We start from the raw sequence: 19,647 nt of genomic DNA, 5'->3' as shown, positions 1-19,647 counted from the left end.
TTCTTGAGCCGACATTTCGGTTTAATAATAGTTTGTAGTGATAACTAATAATTATAATTGTTTAACTTTCACATTCTCTTTGCTTGCATGAAAGTTGTAATTTTACAACTAGTTACTTGCAAAAGGGGTTGGGTGATCGGCATTTCTGATATGAACAAAAGTTATTTGTATCGCAGTGCGAGCAACACACTACGCTTATTCGTGTACACAATGAGCCATTTATGCAGCCAATCCCCAGGTTGAACAATACTGAAGAAGTAACCAAAACTAACCGCTCTCGTAATGCAATTGCTCTGGTTGTAACGGTATTGGTCGCTATTATCTGGTGGCAAACTTCCTATTGGTATGAAACCTATTTGCTCGAAACCCAGGGTGCTCAAATAGAACAAGAGCTTACCAATAATACTCAAGAGCTATCCGCGGGTTTATATAAAAGAATCAGTCTGATTGAAGGTCTGGCTGCTTTTATCGAAACAGAAATGAAGCCCACTGGAAATTACGATGAATCGAGTCGACAACGAACCCAAAGCTTTATGTCAGGATTATTTTCATCGATGCCTGGTTTACGTGGTTTCACAATTGCTCCAGAAGGTGTTGTTGAGCAAGTCTATCCCATGGAAGGCAACAGCCAAGCGCTAGGTCATGATCTATATAGCGATCCAAGGCCTTTCATGCAAAAAGCAATTCAAAGAGCACTCGCTGCCAAAGGGCAAATTACCCATTCTCAACCTTATGAGCTGAAACAAGGCGGACTTGGCTTGGTAGCGCGCTTGCCGGTTTATCAAGAAGGGCGGGTTTGGGGGATTGTTGCCGTTGCGTTGAATGTCATCCCGGTATTACGTGAAGCAAAACTGATTGACCCAGAAAGTAAAATCAACATTGCTTTACGTTCTGCTGATGGAGTGGTGTTTTTTGGAAATCCGGATATTTTCAAACAGACTAACTTAGTTCAACGCGTCAGTCTTCCCGATGGAGATTGGGAGTTAGCAGCGGTTTCGGTGATTAAAAATGAAAGCATGCAATTGCAGTTACAAACATTCCAAACTTTTTCTGCTGCTTTTTTGGTATTGCTCGGTGGTTTAATTGTTGCTTTCTATCAGAACGCTCACCGACGTGTCACTGAACATGGTCGAGCAACGTTTGCTTCTGACTTGCCAGGAGAAGAAATCGATTCGATTGGATTGACTTTGCAAGATATCCAGCAAGATTCACACGCAGCATCGTTGCAGCAGAGAAATAGTCAAACTAAACATAGGCCGCCGGGATGGTTACCTCCGGCATTGGCGTCTATTGCAATTATTTTGGCAAGCCTTGGTTTTTATTGGTTTCTGTTGGGCAATGATACCGATAATCGCCAGCTGGAATTGAATCAAGACTTAGCGGGGCTCAATAGTAAAATCCTTCATCAATTAAATGCGAATCAAGCATATCTAGAAATTCTTGCATTAGAACTTTCTGAAAACAGGTTGAATGCTGCAGATTTTATAGAAAAAGGTGGCCGTTATGTTCAAGATCATCCGGGGCTCATCAATGTTACCCTAGCTGACGCTGAATTCGTCATCCAGCAAACCACACCGTATGAAGAAAATAAGCAAGTTATTGGTTTGTCATTGTCATTGCCTGAGCCAAAACGTGCATCTAGATTGGCAAAAAATACCGCAATGTCGGTATACACCAAACCTTTTGTAGTAATACAAGGCGATTTTGCTTTTGAAATCTATGTGCCAATTTTTAAAAATGGTGAATTCTTTGGCACGCTGGGTGGCGTGTATTCACTTAGATCTCTGCTTGAGTCGATGACAACATCGATGGAGAGAGACCGATATTCAATCAATTTACTTAATGAATCAGGTGACATGCTATATAGCACGGGTCATCAAACAACAAATATTGCGCTAGCCAAATCGATTCCCATATCACCGCTAAATAATGCACTTTGGCTTAGCATGAGCGCTAAAAATAAATTCTTTAGCAGGCAAATGTTAATGCTGTTATTTCCTGCAGCATTATTTGTATTCGGCCTTAGCTTTGTCTTGTGGTTGCAGTTTAGAGAAAGTAGTCGTTACTGGGCAATCAATAAGGCATTGCAACAAAGCCAGCGATACTTTCATTCAATCGCTCATGGTTCGCCAATGGCGATCATTATCCATGATGCAAGCAGCGGGCAAATACTTTATGCCAATTCTCGAGCAGGTGAATTGCTTAAGGTAGATGAAGATTCAATTGCTGGCTTTTGTATTCAGGACTTCTGTATTTCTGAATGTGATTATTCAAATATTGTTTCTCAAGTTAAACAAGACTTACGCCTTGATGACCATGAAATACAAATGATCAATAACCATGAAGAAATCTTCTGGGGTGCTGTTTCTTCACAGCCAGCAACCTATGGCACTGGCTTGGCATTGATTACCAGCGTTACGGACTTAACTGAGAAAATTAAGTACCAAAAACGATTATATCGCCAAGCGAATCATGATGTGTTAACTGGCCTACCTAACAGAAATATGGCATTTTCACGGTTAAAGCAAACGCTTAAACTGGTAGAGGCTGCAGGTGAAAAAGCTGCATTAATGCTGATTGATCTCGATGGTTTTAAAAAGATTAATGATAATTTTGGCCATAGTGCCGGTGATGAATTACTGAAAGAAATCGCCAAGCGACTGAGCGGTACTGTTGGAAAGAACGACACCATTGCTAGGCTGGGTGGTGATGAATTTACCGCAGTGCTTAGTGGCTGGATCGATTTATCTGAAGTGGCAGATGTCGCCAATAGCATTATTGAGCAATGTGCATTGCCAGTTGCGATTGGTAATCATGAAGTCATGGTCGGTGCCAGTATTGGCATTGCTATTTACCCTGATGATGGCAATAACCATGAAAATTTAATGATTCATGCTGATGCCGCTATGTATCAAGGTAAGCGCGAAGGGCGTAATACTTGGCGCTTTTATTCTGAAGAAATGAGTGAAGAAATACGTGATCGGCTGATTATGGAAGGAGAGCTGCGCTACGCATTAGAGCGAGAGCAATTTCATCTTGAATATCAGCCGCTTTTTTCAGGCCGTAATGAAAAAATCATTGGTGCCGAAGCGTTGCTTCGTTGGTTAAATCCTAAATTTAACCAAGTTCCACCGTCAGTATTTATTCCTATGGCAGAAAGTCTTGGGCTGATAAATGAAATTGGTGAGTGGGTTTTGCAAACGGTTTGTAAAGATATAACAATCTGGCAAGAATGCTCATATATGCCAGAGTATATTTCGATCAATGTCTCAGGCTACCAATTAAGGAATGATGACTTCATTGATATGATCAAACGAAATTTGATTGATCATGAATTGCCAGGTTGTGTGTTGGAACTAGAGATAACTGAAAGCGCATTACTGGAAAATAATTTTAAAAACCTGACGATTTTTGAAAGTTTACACAAGTTAGGTGTTCGCATCGCCATTGATGATTTTGGTGTTGGCTATTCTTCGTTAAGCTATTTACGCCAATTCCCATTCGATACTTTAAAGATTGACCAGTCTTTTATTAAAGATGTACCGCACCAGCAAGCAGCCAGCCAGCTGATTAATGCGATTATCACCATGACCAAAGAATTAGGATTAAAGATTGTCGCCGAAGGGATCGAGAACGAATTACAACTCGAGTTTTTACGTTTATTAGATTGCGACCTATTGCAGGGATACTTTCTGTCGATTCCACTTAAAAAAGCTGAATTTGAAGCGATTTGTCAGTCGGCAAATGATGCATCCAGCTCTTTAAATGCTACTGAGTTTAGTATAAATAGCTATATGTCGATAAATGGTTCTTCAGAAAATCAGAGTCAATACAGCTTAGATATCGCTATTGAAAATACTAATAGCTCGAAAATACATGCGGTAGATAGTTTTGAACCAAGCCAAATGCTAGAGAAAGAAATAACCATTCCTGTAGCAAAAGAGAATGAAAATGAAGCGGTCACTGAACAGGCATCTTAATAGCAATTTAATTGATGCGAGATATAAGGCTCATGGTGCGATGTTATGAAAGATAAAAATGCTCATGATGAATTATATATCAATGCGCCGCACGGAATTGTTATTCATAGAGATTTTAAAGTGCTCTATGTAGATGATAACTACGCACAGCTATTTGGCTTTGAAAAGAAAGAAGATATGCTGAAAATTGGCAGTCTTTTAGAGTTAATCGACCCCAGTGAGTGGGATCGCTCAACCCGAACTTATCAAGCTGTGATGAGTGGTGAAAAACCGCCAACGGTTCATTCAAGTCGCAACCTGAATAAAAACAAACAAGAAATTAATGTACTGGTAGTTGACCATGTTATTGAATGGCAAGGTCAACCGGCAATGCAGGTAACTATTGTCGATCTAAGCCAACAGGTAAAGGCGCAAAAGCAAATACGTGATAGTGAGCGCCGCTATCGAGAATTGGTAGATGGTTCGATTCAGGGTATATTGGTTCATCAAAATTTTACGCCATTATTTGCAAATAATAGCCTGAGAGAAATGTTTGGTCTTCCCCTGTCTGCCAAGTTGTCTGAAGTTGGTGATATGATGGGGTATATCGATCCACAGCACTGGAAAGAGATCGGAGAAAAGCACCAGCAATTAATGGCCGGTGAACAAAAGCAAATTAAGAGTGAATACAAAGTTACTCATGTTGATGGTTCATCGATATGGGTCAATCTATTAAGCTCGATATGTTTTTGGGAAGGTAAACCTGCGGCTTTAGCGACGGTTGTTGACATGACAGAGCAAAAGCGATTGCAGCAAGCGCTGGAATACAAAGCCAATCATGATGGGCTAACTGGCCTTTTAAATCGCAATAGCATGTCTGAGATATTGGAAAGTGCAGTTCAAACTGCCAAAGATGAAACGTCAGATTTGTGCTGTATTTTGGCTGATATCGATGAATTTAAAAAGATTAATGATTGCTATGGGCACCATGCAGGCGACAAGGTGCTTAAGATATTTTCGCAGCGCTGTAGCGATAGCTTATTAAAGCAAGGTTCTGTCGGGCGCTGGGGTGGAGAAGAGTTTATCTTTTTAATGCAACAAGTCGACCAAATTGAAGGTGTTTTTATTGCTGAAAGACTCAGGCGTTTGATTGCAAGTGAGCCAATTGTTGTCGGTGATATTTCTATTTCGGTGTCAGCTAGTTTTGGCATTGCTCTATTGAATAGCCCTCAACAGACAGCAGAAGATCTGGTTGCGAATGCCGACCGTGCGCTATATAAAGCGAAAAGAAAAGGGCGAAACTGCACCATGCTTTTCAACGAAGAAGATCAGCATTCTTTGACGATATAGCTTGATTGTGTTTTTAGTCGTGTGTTTGGTAGTGTATTTGTTAGTGCCGCTATTTTTTAAATAAAACCCGAATTTTGTTTGGAACAAATGCTTGGTAGGCAAGTAGTTTTCTCTGCATGTCATACCAGGCATCAACCACGCAAAAAGCATCATCACTGGCGTAGCTTATTTGTGCCGGATTAAGATGGTCTGCTGCCCAGTTCGACAACGACTGCTTTTTGCTTTTTTTGAGTTTTTTTCCAAATAATTGAGCGACCATTTGCTTCGCGCCCATTTGATTTTTCCTGCCGAGACTTTTAAACACCACATCCAAGTCAATCAGATTATGAATTTGTACCGAGAAATCATTTTTAAAGCGTCGTCGATCACTGGATAAACCCAAACCTACTTTTCTGATTTCACCCGATTGTAATATATGGGCTAATGAGTCTAGGTTGCTGATTTTGTTGATTTGAAACAGCCAGCATTTATCTTGGCTAGCCAATTGGATTAGTGCGATAGGATGGTCTTGGCCGCCGCGTTTGAATGTTGGGCGTGATTCAGTATCAAAGCCTAATACCTTGTACTGCTTTAGCTCTGAAACTGCGTGTTCAATATTGTCGTCACTCACCAAAATTACTGGACGTTTATGGGTTTCCCAAGCAGGCATATGTTCAATATCTGCTTTGGAAATTTGTACCTCAAAGCTATTTCTAAGATTGAGAAAATCTTGTGCGGTTGGCAAAACATGCTCCAGGTTGGATGGATGACTTCAGTTTAACTTAAGTTTAAGTGTATCTGCTGAAGTCACCGTTCATTAAATAGGAGCTATATAAGCTGTTCTACCGGTTGGTGGCCTCTTGCACCCCTTAGTATTGCCTGAACTAACTCCTCCGCGTCAAATTTTGTTAAGGCTTCATCGGCACCAATTTGATGAGCGCGATCCACGCTGATCTCACTGGACAGAGATGTGTGCAAAATAATGTAGGCGTCTGCAACACTTGGGTTGCTGCGAACCTCAAAGGCGACCTCGTAGCCATCAAGTCCTGGCATTTCTATATCACTTACTAAAATATCAATCGGCTGACCAGCACTGGCAGCTGTTTTCATAATATCCAGCGCCTGCTTACCATTATTGGCCATTTGATATGGCACGCCTGCCATTTCTAATGCGCCGCTTAATTGGCGTAATGCGACAGCTGAATCATCCGCGACCAATATTTGTAATGACCGAAGTACTTCCAGTTCTTGCTGGTTAAATTGGTTACCGTTGCAATTCATTGGCGTCGGTAAAATGGTTTCCAGTAGCTGTTCCAGATCGATCATTTGAATCAGTTTATTATCGATTTGGGTAACGCCAACTATGTAAGATTGCTTACCAACCGTTAGTGGTGGTGGTTCAATATTTTTCCATTGACACTGACTGATTTGATCGATTTGGCGCACCAGAAAACCAACCGTTTGCCGGCTGCAGTCAGTAATAATGATTGAACAGCTATTCAATTCTTGTTCTGAAATAGGCAAATAACCCACAGAGGCAGCCATATCAATAATTGATATTGTCATGCCCCGAATATGAGTTGCACCAATAATACATGGGTGCGCATAGGGAATGGTGCGAACTTTTTGCCATGGGATAATCTCACGGATTTTTAGAGTACCCATTGCAAATTGACGAGAAGGAGATAATTGAAAAAGTAGCAATCCCTGAGATTGGCTGGCCAAACTAGACATAATGAAATCTTGCCGTAAACGGATAATCGAACGGAATATCGGCAGGGCTGCCGATAAGTTAAGTCTAAACGTGGCAGATGTTGTCATTGATCAGTTTACCGCTCAATCCCATTCTCTCTAACAGCTGATCTGATGCAGGATTAGCGATATTTTTTGTGAAGTGGCTCAGATTAATTAAAGCATCGGCCAGAATCGAATAGCTCGATTAAGTTAATGCATTGGCCAGCGTTAAAATGTCGGTTAGTTTTTGCGACGCTTGCTGCAGAGAACTGCCACAGCAGATTATTCCATCTTCATGGCCAGACATTACTGCCAGATGTGGTAGCAATGGTTGATTACCTTTCTCATTAGGCGAGTTGTCTTTTTCATTAGCGATAAGCGGCCGGCAAGATAAAAATAATTGCTGTAACGCGGTCACCATTTCGGTGGTGCCGTATTCAATATCCGCTGCGGTTGCCAAAAGATTTAATTGAGAGGCCGCATTAAACATTGCTGGGCTATGCACATGAATAACGGCATTAATTGCAGGGTCCAGCTGATAATAAATCGCATGGCTCATCGCTTCAGAACTGGGTTTGACCGGGCCAGTTGCCGAGACTTTCCCGGTCATAGGGTCGCAGTCAGTGACTTCACACCACCCTTGTCTTGCTAGTTGGGTTAAATGCCCGGTTTGAGTTCCAGAAATAATAAAACCTTGCTCAGATCGTTGGCTGATATTGCCAAAACCATAGCCCTGATAACGCTCAGCCGATTGGCCAATTAATTGCTGGCGCAGCATGTCGCTGCGAACAAGTTCCAATGTTTCAAGGCAGATATCATCGGCCAATGGATTTTTATTCCAGGAAAGCTGGAATCGAATCACGCCTTCTAACACATCTTCTTTTTGATTGGTTGGAGGCTGGCTCATTAATTTAATTCCTTGGTCAAAGTAAGTCATCGAACAGGAGTCGTAGAAAGCATTATTGTCGGAATTTTGTCACTAACTTGAAGCATTTTCAAAACAATCAAATTCATCTATAACAAAGCGCTGCAGATTCAACTTGTTGCGTTCAATGGCTTAAAACCTGCATATCGAATAGAAATGTATAGTAATACAGTTTTTCTTTTTAAAATATTCAAGTTTGCCGGTGAGTTGCCGTTAAATAAGTGAAGGTCTCACTGCAGGGGGTTTAAGGGTGCTTGCATCAACAGGTTTGTCAGGATTTGATGTTAACGGAACAGTTAAACAATTAGTTGCGCTGGAACGTGACCCTACGCTGGCAAAAATTAACAGAAAAGAAGCGATTTATCAGTCGCAAATTTCAGCATTAGGCAATATGAAGTCGAGTCTGTCAGAGCTGGAAGATGCGATGGAGAGACTCTCCAGGCCGAGCAGTTGGAATGTCATCAGCGCTAAAAGCAGTAATACCAACGCTTTAACCGTTTCTGCCGGTTCGTTCGGTACTGCCACTGGTAATCATCAAGTTGAAATTCAATCGTTAGCCAGTAATCAAACTTTAGCCAGTGCAACCTCGCCATCCCGAGATACATCGGTGGGTGCCGGAACCTTGACGATATCTATGGGCAGCTGGAATGCCGACGGTACGTTTAATTCAAGTGCCAGCGACCCAGTCACCATTACGATTGATCAGAATAACGACTCTCTGGAAGGAATAAGAGATGCCATTAATAAAAGCGAGGCTGGTGTTAAGGCATCGATTGTCAATGATGGTAGCGGTTATCGGTTGGTGATGAATGGTGATAAAACCGGCTCGCAAAATGCTTTTAAAATTGATGTTGCCGATGGTGATGGTAATTCAGCGGATGCGTTAGGTTTATCTCAATTTGCTTATACCGACCCGGCAACGACAGTAATGCAAACCACTAAAGCAGCGGGTTCTGCTCAGTTGGTAGTTGATGGCATAGCGGTGACTTCACAGAGCAATACTGTTGCAGGCGCTATTCCTGGTGTGACGCTCGATCTTAAAAATGCCGATGTCGGAACTAAAATCCGTGTCGATTTAACTGCCGATACATCATCAATAAAAAAAGAATTAGAAAATCTGGTCACTAAATATAATGATTTTATGAATATGACCAATAATTTAACTAAAGCCAGCAAGGATGAAGATCAGCGAGGGGCATTTACCGGTGATGCGTCAATTCGTTCATTGCAAAATCAAGTACGAGCTAAGATGACCGACCAATCTACTATCGAAGATAGTAGCATTCGTAGTCTTGCCGACTTAGGGGTTAAAACCAATCGAAAAACGGGCCTGTTAGAATTTAGTGCTTCTGACTACGATAGTGGCCGTTTGGATAAGGCACTTAAAAACAATTTAGATGATGTAAAAAACTTCTTTATTCCATCGGGCGCGAATACCAATAGCGGCGTAGATTTTTTAAGTTTTAATTCAAAAACCAAACCTGGTACCTACGATGTTGAAATCACCCAGCCGGCGACCCGCGGAAAAATGGTTGGTGATTCAACTGCGACAATGCCTGACTTTGCCAATGGCGGGAAATTCACCATTGATGATGGCAATGATGAAATGGTGCTTCGAATTGATGGCCACCAAACGCCAACGGTAAAACTAACCCAAGGTGATTATGCCAGTGGCGCTGAATTAGCCGCTGAAATAGAAAAACAAATTAATGCTGGGCTGTCAGAAAAGAGCCCGTCAGTTTCTGTTTCCTGGAATAACACTGACGGCCGATTAGAAATTTCATCAAACAGCTATGGCAGCGGTTCAACTGTTGCAATTAACTCAATCGAACAAACCGGCAGCTCGCAAAGCTTTGGCCTTGCTGTTGGCGGTGGCACCAGCGGGCAAAGTGTTAAAGGCACTATTAATGGTGAAGCTGCGACCGGCGTAGGCCGAACGTTAACTTCAACCGCAGGTGACTCCGAAGGTTTAAGGCTAACGATTAATGCCGGTTCTGCTGGCTCATATGGCTCAATTACTTACAGCCAAGGCTTGGGTAAGCAGGCCGATACTTTGCTCGATAGCTTTTTGAAGGTCGGTGTTAAAGATGATGGTAGCGACAGTGGCATGCTTAATTCACGAAAAATCGGTTTAAATAAATCGATTGATGGCTTGGATACCGACCGAGAAGATCTTGGCAGGCGAATCGCCCAATACCAAGCGCGATTATTTAAACAGTTTAATGCGATGGATGCAATGGTGTCTCAGCTGAATAATATTAGTAATTTCTTGACACAAACTTTAGATAACTTGCCAGGTTACGTCAGAAAAGATAGGTAATATTTAATGCAGTTTTGGGGTGTTTTTTTCTGAGTCATTAAAACATTAACCAGCTGCCGTGCTCTTTAAGCCAGCGGCGTTGTTTTTTCCAATCGGGGCAAAGCGACGCAACGCAATTCCAAAAAGCGGGCGAATGATCGTGGTGAATTAAATGGCTGGTTTCGTGCGCCACTAAATAGTAAATAACATCCAAGGGTGCTTGGGCAATCATCCAGTTATATTGCAGCTCACCATCGGTGGTGCAATGTCCCCACTTACTTTTAGTTCTTCGGTAGCTAATTTTCTTAATAGATACGCCAAGCTTCTCAGCCAGTTTATGGCTAAGCGGCGTCATGGTTTGTTCTGCCTGATAACGCCAATAAGCAGTCACTAAAGCCTGAATTCTTTCCGATTGAATGGTGGAGGCTTGTGGGTGGCTAACTAGAATTTGTTGGCTGTTATTGCTGATGTCGTTGTTGATGTCGTTGCTGATGTCGTTGCTGATGTCGTTGCTGATGTCGTTGCTGATATTGTGGCTGACATCCAGCGGGCCAACTTGTAAAACAATCGGCAATTGCTGGCCAAATAACATAGCCGATTTACCCGCTTGAAATGCTTGCTGGGCCGCTGCCATTGGCGTGTTGCAATGTTGCTGCTGCTGTTGTTCCAGCCACTGGCGATTTTCGGCCACCAGCTGATGAATTTCAGCCAGCGGCATGTTATGAGGGGCGAGTATTTCTATCGCATCGGAATTAAACCGAAATGCAATGCTGCCTTGGCGGCGGGTTCTAGTTATTTTCATCAAATTAATTACGATTTTTAATGTTGGGAGCGCGGGCGAGAGCCGCCCGCGCTCCTAAGTATTTTGTTATTTTAACTCGACTATTTGATCGCCAACAAAAATTTCTAGTAAATTATTCAAATAACCAAAGCCTTTCTCGGTCGGTGCAATCACTGAATTATCTTCCTTGATTAATCCTAATGAAATCGCTTTTTGGATTGAACTTTCAGTACTAGAAAGTTCTAACCCAGTCCGCTGTAAAAACAATTCACTGGCAACACCGGACTTTAATCTGAGCGCATTCATCATAAACTCCAATGGGCGATCTTCCATTGGAACGCTATTCTGGCCAGCCAGATAGCCTTTTTCAGTATTTAAATAATCTTTAGGATTACGGAATTTATGCCGGCGAATAATATCCAGCCCATCTGCCTGATTGGCCAAGGTTAATTTGCCGTGTGCGCCAGCGCCAATGCCCAGGTAATCACCAAAGCTCCAGTAATTCATATTGTGCTGAGATGGTTGGCCATCACGTTGCCAGGCAGAAATTTCATACTGATTAAAGCCAGCATCATTTAACAAACGGCTGCCCGCTTGTTGAATATCCCACAGCGCATCGTCTTCTGGCAGGGTTGGCGGATTATGATAAAACGCAGTATTAGGCTCTAGTGTCAGCTGATACCAGGAAAGATGCGGTGCTTCCAGATCCAGTGCGGTTTGCAAGTCTTCCATCGCTTGCTGTGGCGTTTGCCCGGGCAAGCCAAACATCAAATCCAGATTAAAACGTTTAAAGCCTGCATCATGCGCCATTTCTGCCGCAGCAATGGCTTCTTTTCGGCCATGAATCCGTCCCAGCTTTTGTAAAAACTGATCATGAAAACTCTGCACACCAATCGATAAACGATTGATCCCAATATCCCGATATTCCTTGAATTTAGCTGCTTCAGCAGTACCCGGATTCGCCTCAAGCGTGACTTCCATATTCGGCGCAAAAGCGATTCGCTGTTCAATGCCACGCAGCATCAAATTGAGCGCTTCGGGTGAGAACAAACTCGGTGTGCCACCGCCAATAAAGATGCTTTCCAGCTGATTAGGCCGGGCAAGTGATCGCTGATAGTACAGATCTAACTCACGATCCAGATCCTCCAGCAAGGCAGAGACATACTGCTGCTCAGGCAAAGCAGACTTCTGCTCATGTGAATTGAAATCGCAGTAAGGACACTTGCGAACACACCAGGGGATATGGATATACAGACTTAACGGGATCATAACATTCAACAATTTGGCAAGAGGTGGCGGGCGAGCTGACAACCCTTTGGGGTCTCGGCAGGCCTGTTTCAGCGGCGGCGATTATCTCAGGTTTAGGTGGGGAAGGCGAATGGGGGAAAGGAGGGCTTTTCCAGCGAGCTGTCAGTGATGGTGCGGATAAAATGTTGCTTGTGTTTGTTGTGCGGTGACAGGCAAAACTCAACAAAAGTTGACCGTATATGTTGATTAAATAGGGCGCTGAAAATGCATTTAATTTCAATTGGTTATGTTGTGTTTTTCAATGCGCGTCTGTTCAGCGGCATTTTGCCGATAGTTCAATCAATTGACATACACGGAATCAAAACATATTGTCGCCAGCAAGGCGTGAAAAGGTAAGCAGGCCGCTAGATTCAAGGCTTAGTGGCGAGCAAAAGAAGAATCTGCCTTTCACATTTATATAAGACTATGCGGCAAAAATGCGGTATAGGTCGCTGTTATAAGCCTCTGCGAGTTGAGTTAATTGATTCGATAGACACAAACAAAAAGGGAATAAATGCTGAATGCATATATCTAAGCTCAACCTTGTTAACTATAGAAACTTCTCAAATGCTGAGCTTTTATTTAATAAAGGAATAAATACCGTAATCGGAGAGAATGGATCAGGAAAAACAAATTTATTCCGCGCTATCAGACTGCTCCTTGATGATAACATGATTCGTTCAGCGTATAAATTAAGCGAGTTGGATTTCAATAGAGGCTTGGGTTCTTGGAAAGGCCATTGGATAATAATAAGTATAGAATTTGAAGAACTATCTCTGGATGAGGAAATACAAGCACTCTTCATTCATGGAGCTGCGAATATTCAGCCAGGAACGGTCGTGGATAAGGCTACGTATAACCTTATTTTTAGACCAAAAAAAGACATTCGATTGAAATTATCAAAGTTAGATGATGGTGATCATGCTGGTCTAAATGCTATATTATCTGAAGTAAGCTTGGATGACTATGAAACAATCTTCACAGGTAAAAGTACCGCAGATTTCAACGACACATTATTTTACAAGAAGATTTCAGGTGATTTCGATAATGCTATTTTTTGTGATGAAATAGAGCACCCAGAAATTGGAATAAAAGTCCCAGGAATATTGTCAGTAGCTAAAGAAGTATCATTCACTTTTATCCAAGCATTGAGAGATGTGGTTTCTGAGTTTCATAATAATAGAACGAATCCACTATTAACTTTACTGAAAAGCAAAAGCGGACAATTAGACCCTGCGGTAATAAAACCAATTACAGATAAAGTCCTTGATTTAAATACATCAATCGAGAATCTTAAGGATGTTCAAGATGTAAGAACTGATATATTGGACACAATCAAGGATACTGTCGGTGAAACATACTCGCCAAAATCAATGTCAATAAGGTCGGATTTACCTGCCGAAGCTGAGGCATTATTCCAATCATTAAAACTATTTATTGGAGAATCTGAGGAAAATTACGAAGGTGGAATACATGAACTAAGTTTAGGCGGTGCTAATTTAATATATCTAACGCTCAAATTACTCGAGTTCAACTACCAGGTTTCCAAGCAATCCTTTGCTAATTTTTTATTGATTGAAGAGCCTGAAGCTCATATCCATACGCACATTCAAAAAACCTTATTTGATAAGGTCAAGTACCCAGACACTCAAATAATATATTCAACTCACTCTACACAGATTTCAGAAGTCAGTAATGTGAGTAATATAAATGTCTTAGGCCAGGTGAATGGTTCATGTGAAGCTTATCAACCAACAAATAATTTATTACCTAAAGATGTTGGACGCTTACAACGTTACCTTGATGCGGTTCGGAGTAATCTTCTCTTCGCAAAGAGTGTTATTTTAGTTGAAGGTGATGCTGAGGAAATTTTGCTTCCCACCTTAGTTAAAAATCTTCTAGGTATAAGTTTGGATGAGTTAGGAATTAGTCTTGTCAACATACGAAGCACCGGCTTCAAGAATGTTGCAATTTTGTTCAATAACGACAGAATTCGAAAGAACTGTTCGATTATTACTGATTTAGACACTTCGATTATAGATACCACTCCTGATCCTCTTGATTCTCCTGCTGCTTCTAAATTTAGGAGAAAGTGTCTCGGATCAGAAGAAAAAGGAAAACAGCGAAAGTTAGATCTAGATTCTTTTTGCCAAGGAAATAATTGGCTGAATGTTTTTTATGCTTCAAATACATTCGAAGTTGATTTTATCTCATCTGGCAATGCAGACGCTGTAATTAACATAGTAGAAGATGTATATGAAGACAGAACAACAAGAGCTACCTCAAAGTTAGAGTTGGCATCAAAAGATACATCCATCTATGGCAAGCGGGTTCTTACGATGGCTGCAAATGAAGGAAAAGGTTGGTTCGCAATATTACTGAGTAATAACGTTGATAATCAAATCAAAGTGCCAGGTTACATATTAGATGCCATAAATCATTCAAGTCCGATAATACAAGATGAAATTTGGTTGTATATATTAGGATATAGACTTTCAATTATTGAAGAACGAGCACAATCAACTAATGAAATCATTGGTTGGGTGAATTCAGAATTACAAAAATACCGAGACAAAACAATTGATACTAAAAGTGTATTTAGTACTTTTGAAAAGTACTTTCCCCAAGACCCTATTATTGAGTTCATAAAGAGGTACTGAAAATGAATTTATGGGGTAGTGAAGACCTTAATCAAAGACAGGAAGATGCTATTCTCGAGGAAGGTAGTGTTTTTCTAACAGCATGCCCAGGAAGTGGAAAAACTCGAACTTTAACTTATAAAATCGCACATGAGTTATCCAGAATAAGTAGTGAAAAAAATTATGTTATTGCCATTACTTATACAAATCGGGCTGCGGATGAAATTCACGAACGTATAGAGGGCTTGGGAATTGATACTTCACAATTGTGGATTGGAACAATACATTCATTTTGTATGGAGTGGATACTAAAACCATACGCAATTTATCACGAAAACCTAAAGCATGGATTTAGAGTTATAGATTCTCACGAACGAGAGGTGCTATTGGATTCTCTGTGTGAACCACACAAATACATAACTCATTGGAATTGTGATTTTTATTTTACAGAGACTGGGTATGTTTTAGGCTGCCAAGATGAGTGGAAGCATGAAAAATTAAAAAATATTCTGAATGACTATTTCAATACTCTTATTAAAAGGAGAGAGCTAGATTTTGAATTAATACTATTTTATTCATATGAATTGATGAGAAGCCAGGATTCAATACCCGTAATACTTAGCAGCATATTTAGATTCATTTTGATAGATGAGTATCAAGATACAAAAAGCATTCAATATGCAATTTTAAGTGAGATATTAAAAGCGGGCGGTAGCAAAACTAATACATTTATTGTTGGCGATCCTAACCAGGCAATTTATGAATCTCTTGGTGGGTATCCTATGGAAGTTCTTGAATTTGAGAAATTATCCAAAAAGAAAATGAAGCTCATGGAACTTTCGGACAATTACCGATCATCAGAAAAAATAGTAGATTACTTTGGTAACTATAATTTCTTTTCTACAAAAATTATAGCCGCATCAAAAGATAGGTATTTTAATAGTACTATTTCTTTCGATAAAAATGTAAAAAAAGATCAGCTTGAAACGGTCATTATTCGATTGATTAAATACAATGTGGAAACATTGAATATTCCACCTTCAGAGATCTGCGTTATTGCGCCGCAATGGGTCACCTTGGCGAGTATGACGCGGAAATTGGTTTCATCGCTTCCAGAATATGAATTTGATGGTCCTGGAATGGTTCCTTTTGCTAGAGATATTGAAAACTTCTGGTATAAACTTTCTAAGATTGCACTCACAACAGCCTCACCAAATATGTATATTCGCCGATTGCGATGGGCAGGAGAAGTGCTGAATGATATGGAATCTTTCGGAATCAATATTTCTGATATAACAAAGAAGTCTATTTTACGAACAAGTAACTCGATTGTATTGTCAGATAAAGAAGGATTAGTCTACTTAACGAATTTTTTCGAAGCTTTCTTTAGCAGCGTTGCTATCCCATTTCGAGAATACGCTCCCCTCATTCAACATTACGATGCCTTTTTCGAAAGTTCTCAATCTAGAATTGAAAGACTTAGGAAGGATGGCGCTGAATTTATTGGGGATATAAACACATTTAGAAAGGTTTTTAATACCAGATCAGGAATAACAGTATCAACTATACATGGAGTTAAGGGGGCAGAATTCGATGTGGTAATTGCTTACGCTTTATTAGAAGGTATGGTTCCACATTTTAGTGACCCCAAAGGTGAAGAAAGCTCGACAAAGCTAATGTATGTCATTGGTTCAAGAGCTCGTAAGAACCTCCACTTAATTTCTGAATGTGAACGTTTTAATGTAAGAAAAGAAGAATATCAGCCCACTAAGGTATTGTCTGATTGCAATTTTGATTATGATTGCGTGAAAAATCTAGTGGGCCTTGGTAAATAATGCCGGCTTATAACAAGGCGCTGCTACGGAAAATTTACTCGCTGGCGCTCAAAAATTTCCGCAGAGCGCGGCGTTAGTGCTCATCACACGGATAGAGAGTTTTAGTGAATTCTATACTTGATAATCTAAAAACCGAAGGCATTGCGATAGTTGAGAATATATATTCACAGGATGAATTAATCGGCTTGGCAAAATCTATCGGTAATATTAGGCCGCATCCTAATGGAGAGGATGTGGCCACATTAAAATCAAGTGATGGTACAAACTCTCTTACTGGGACTTTTAGCAGTACTTATGGTTTGTCGATGTTCCCTTTTCATTCCGATACCGCTTTTTGGGGCCTACCCGCGAGGTATATAATAATGGGAATGTTTTCAACGAGTCGGTGCACGACTAACTATATTTCACTAAGAGATATCGAGAGATTTATATCTGATGATTTCCTTAGCAAAGCACGAAGAGCCATATACCTAGTTGAAACGATTGAGGGTAGTAAATATACGTCTCCTGTTTTTGAAGTAAATGACAATTATGGATTTCGATTTGATCCTAACATTATGACGCCTGCGAATGACTATGCCAAAGTGTTTCATGAGGAGTTGGTAGTCGCCATGAACAGAGTGGAATCAATTAAAATAGATTGGAGTGGCAACAAAGCTGTTATTTTTGATAACTGGAATTCTTTGCACAGCCGATCAGCAGTAAAGGACGAAAGCCGTGAAATATTTAGAATTTATTTGGAGAGTTAAGTGAGTTGGGACAGAGATTCATTATGGACAAAATCAAAGCTATATTTTGAACGTTCATTTGAGGTTGATAGAACGGATGATGTTTTCGGGTTGTGGTGTGCGATGGGGCTAGAGTTGCTATCTCGGTCGACGATAGCCAACTTCAGTCCAGTTCTCTTGGCTGATCCAGACAAAGAGCAACGCCATTTATTGTCAGCACTGGGTTTGGGATCATCAACCGCCCAACGTAAGTCAATCCCTACGAATCAAGTACTTCGTTTGTGTAAGGACTTGATTCCTCAATTTACAGCTGATGAGCTTTCGGTAGCTCTAGCCCTTGCAGGAAGGAGGAATGAAGAGCTACATTCTGGTACAGCAGCATTTATTGAATATAAGCACCAGACTTGGATTGGTGGATTTTATAAGTGCTGCAAAGTCTTAGCCGAAGCACAAGGCGAAAGCTTAACTAGCTTGCTGGGTGAGGAAGAGGCCCAAACAGCTGATAGAATAATCGAACAGGTTAATACTGAGGTCACAAGTAAGGTCAAAGGTAAGATAGCTGCTTTTTCAAAAGTCTTTGGTGAAAAAGATCCCGAAGAACAAGATAGCTTAAAGCTGACTTCCGAGGCGAAAGGGGAGGCACTTAGTCATCAGCAACATCATAGAGTCGAATGCCCCGCATGTAAGTGTGTAGCTACAGTTCAAGGCGATACGTATGGGCGAGAACAAATAGAGAATAAAGAGGATGAGATAATTGTTAGGCAGTCAGTGATTCCAACAAAATTCTTATGCGAAGCCTGTGGTCTAAAGCTCAATGGGTATGGCGAGCTAATAGCAGCCAGTATTGCCGATCACTTCACCCACCGTGTGCATCATACGCCAGAAGATTATTATGAGCTTGTAGATCCTAATGATCGAGAAGCTATGGACTCATATGCTGAAGATCATGGTTATTATCATTTCAGCAATGACTAAGGCACTAACAAAGCGTTGCATCGGACAAGCCGATGAACGCGGCGTTATATACCAAGGAACGTTATGAAGTTGATTTTTAGTATGTTTTTATTATCCCTATCTTTATCAAGCTTCGCTGCATTAGATGATAAAGGCATTAAAGATAAAGTTAGGATTATATCTAAACTCTATGGTGATAATTATGCCGTTCTTTTACCTAAATCGATTAAGACTAAAAAAATGGATAGGGCCGGAGTAACTGTTATTTCTTTTCATATGGAAGGCTTTTCTGGTGGAAATAATTCATCTCAATTTATTGTGTTTTTGAACTCGGATTCTCAAAATGTTATGGGTATTCACCCTTATTATCATCATAGAAATTTTTACGATATAAATTCAGCTATTTATTCCGATAAAGTTATCACTATTAACTCTCCTAGCGGCGTAATTTCATTTTATCGTAAGTATTCCATATGGTTGTCCAGTGCAGAGCAAATTGGTATATAACAAGCATTTAAACAGGGACAAAAAACAGTTGGATTTTGCTCCTTCGTCGTTATTTTAGCCAACAGTTTTTTGCCCGTTAAATGGGCGTTAAGTGCTGCACACTTACAACATCCGAGTATAGTGAAAGTTTGATTATATAAGGTCCTAAAAATTCAAATTCATCAACAATAAGTGAGCTGTCAAAGATGAAAAAAATCACCATTGAAATATTCAACTTGAAAACAGATTCACTTGTCGACTCTGTAAGCATTCCGGCTACCTTATTAAGTTCATTTTCGGAGTTATTTCAAGGAAAACTATCAGCACATTTCAACGAAAATGGAGATAAGCTTGATTTACTGGTTGAGTCCGCTAAAAATCCAAATTATTCAGGCGTACTTCTAAAAATTGAAGAAAATGATGAGCGCGTTGTAATCTCTATTGATTAATTAGCGCGGTAACTTCGGCTAGTTACAGCTTCAAACCGGCCTCTTTGCTCGCAAAGAATACAACACAAGAATAACGCCACCCAAAGCATTGCTTATACCTGCCAAAAAACATTTGATTTCTCATTCGGTTGCCATTGATTTAATCTTTAGCAACCGTTGATTTTTGCAGGAGCGGCACTTGAAAAAGTTGTCATTTTCACATCATGCCAGCACCCAGAGCTATTTTATACGATCCGAAAGAA

14 protein-coding genes are annotated in these 19,647 nt (G+C 40.6%); 9 read left to right on the top strand and 5 right to left on the bottom strand.

Going from position 1 to position 19,647, the window contains the following annotated elements; all coding sequences use genetic code 11:
- The first annotated feature begins 221 nt into the window (after window positions 1-221).
- Both DC094_RS04045 and DC094_RS04040 read left to right on the top strand, forming a co-directional pair.
- Window positions 222-3,980, top strand: coding sequence for an EAL domain-containing protein (locus tag DC094_RS04045; RefSeq protein ID WP_116685784.1), 3,759 nt, complete (start codon window positions 222-224; stop codon window positions 3,978-3,980).
- Window positions 3,981-4,025: 45 nt separating this feature from the next.
- Window positions 4,026-5,309, top strand: a complete 1,284-nt coding sequence (locus DC094_RS04040; protein ID WP_116685783.1) for a sensor domain-containing diguanylate cyclase — start codon at window positions 4,026-4,028, stop codon at window positions 5,307-5,309.
- 49 nt (window positions 5,310-5,358) lie between these two features.
- Here the strand turns inward: DC094_RS04040 and DC094_RS04035 are convergent, their stop codons facing one another.
- The 3 genes from DC094_RS04035 to DC094_RS04025 all read right to left on the bottom strand — a co-directional run bounded on the left by DC094_RS04035 (window position 5,359) and on the right by DC094_RS04025 (window position 7,929).
- Entirely contained in the window at window positions 5,359-6,033 is a 675-nt protein-coding gene (locus DC094_RS04035; protein WP_116685782.1) for a 3'-5' exonuclease, read from the bottom strand.
- An 83-nt stretch (window positions 6,034-6,116) separates the two neighbouring features.
- The gene (locus DC094_RS04030; protein ID WP_241503957.1) at window positions 6,117-7,109 is read right to left on the bottom strand and encodes a chemotaxis protein; all 993 of its coding nucleotides are present in this window, start codon (window positions 7,107-7,109) and stop codon (window positions 6,117-6,119) included.
- A 118-nt stretch (window positions 7,110-7,227) separates the two neighbouring features.
- On the bottom strand, window positions 7,228-7,929 hold the full coding sequence (locus DC094_RS04025; RefSeq protein WP_158527204.1) for a class II aldolase/adducin family protein: 702 nt from the start codon (window positions 7,927-7,929) through the stop codon (window positions 7,228-7,230).
- Between the two features lie 268 nt (window positions 7,930-8,197).
- On the opposite strand from DC094_RS04025, the gene fliD reads away from it, so the two are divergent.
- Window positions 8,198-10,267, top strand: a complete 2,070-nt coding sequence (fliD, locus tag DC094_RS04020) for a flagellar filament capping protein FliD (protein ID WP_116685779.1) — start codon at window positions 8,198-8,200, stop codon at window positions 10,265-10,267.
- 37 nt (window positions 10,268-10,304) lie between these two features.
- Here fliD and DC094_RS04015 read toward each other — a convergent pair whose 3' ends face one another.
- Window positions 10,305-11,048 (bottom strand): M48 family metallopeptidase, encoded by a 744-nt coding sequence (locus tag DC094_RS04015; RefSeq protein WP_116685778.1) that lies wholly within the window; start codon window positions 11,046-11,048, stop codon window positions 10,305-10,307.
- Window positions 11,049-11,114: 66 nt separating this feature from the next.
- Window positions 11,115-12,296 carry a radical SAM family heme chaperone HemW gene (gene hemW, locus DC094_RS04010; protein WP_116685777.1) on the bottom strand — a complete coding sequence of 394 codons (1,182 nt, stop codon included), beginning with the start codon at window positions 12,294-12,296 and terminating at the stop codon, window positions 11,115-11,117.
- A 539-nt stretch (window positions 12,297-12,835) separates the two neighbouring features.
- Here hemW and DC094_RS04005 point away from each other — a divergent pair.
- The 6 genes from DC094_RS04005 to DC094_RS03980 all read left to right on the top strand — a co-directional run bounded on the left by DC094_RS04005 (window position 12,836) and on the right by DC094_RS03980 (window position 19,405).
- Window positions 12,836-14,974: an ATP-dependent nuclease gene (locus DC094_RS04005; RefSeq protein WP_116685776.1), complete on the top strand. Its 2,139-nt coding sequence runs from the start codon at window positions 12,836-12,838 to the stop codon at window positions 14,972-14,974.
- Between the two features lie 2 nt (window positions 14,975-14,976).
- The gene (locus DC094_RS04000) at window positions 14,977-16,788 is read left to right on the top strand and encodes a UvrD-helicase domain-containing protein (RefSeq protein ID WP_116685775.1); all 1,812 of its coding nucleotides are present in this window, start codon (window positions 14,977-14,979) and stop codon (window positions 16,786-16,788) included.
- A gap of 104 nt (window positions 16,789-16,892) precedes the next feature.
- Complete coding sequence (locus DC094_RS03995; RefSeq protein ID WP_116685774.1) at window positions 16,893-17,537, top strand: Fe(II)-2OG oxygenase family protein; 645 nt, start codon at window positions 16,893-16,895, stop codon at window positions 17,535-17,537.
- Window positions 17,538-18,491, top strand: a complete 954-nt coding sequence (locus DC094_RS03990; protein WP_116685773.1) for a hypothetical protein — start codon at window positions 17,538-17,540, stop codon at window positions 18,489-18,491.
- Between the two features lie 63 nt (window positions 18,492-18,554).
- Entirely contained in the window at window positions 18,555-18,977 is a 423-nt protein-coding gene (locus DC094_RS03985; RefSeq protein ID WP_116685772.1) for a hypothetical protein, read from the top strand.
- 185 nt (window positions 18,978-19,162) lie between these two features.
- Entirely contained in the window at window positions 19,163-19,405 is a 243-nt protein-coding gene (locus DC094_RS03980) for a hypothetical protein (protein WP_116685771.1), read from the top strand.
- Window positions 19,406-19,647: the final 242 nt, after the last annotated feature.

Source organism: Pelagibaculum spongiae (assembly GCF_003097315.1).
Classification (GTDB): Bacteria; Pseudomonadota; Gammaproteobacteria; order Enterobacterales; family Pelagibaculaceae; genus Pelagibaculum; species Pelagibaculum spongiae.
Note: the sequence above shows the minus strand (reverse complement) of the source record. Positions and strands in the feature narration are given on the sequence as shown.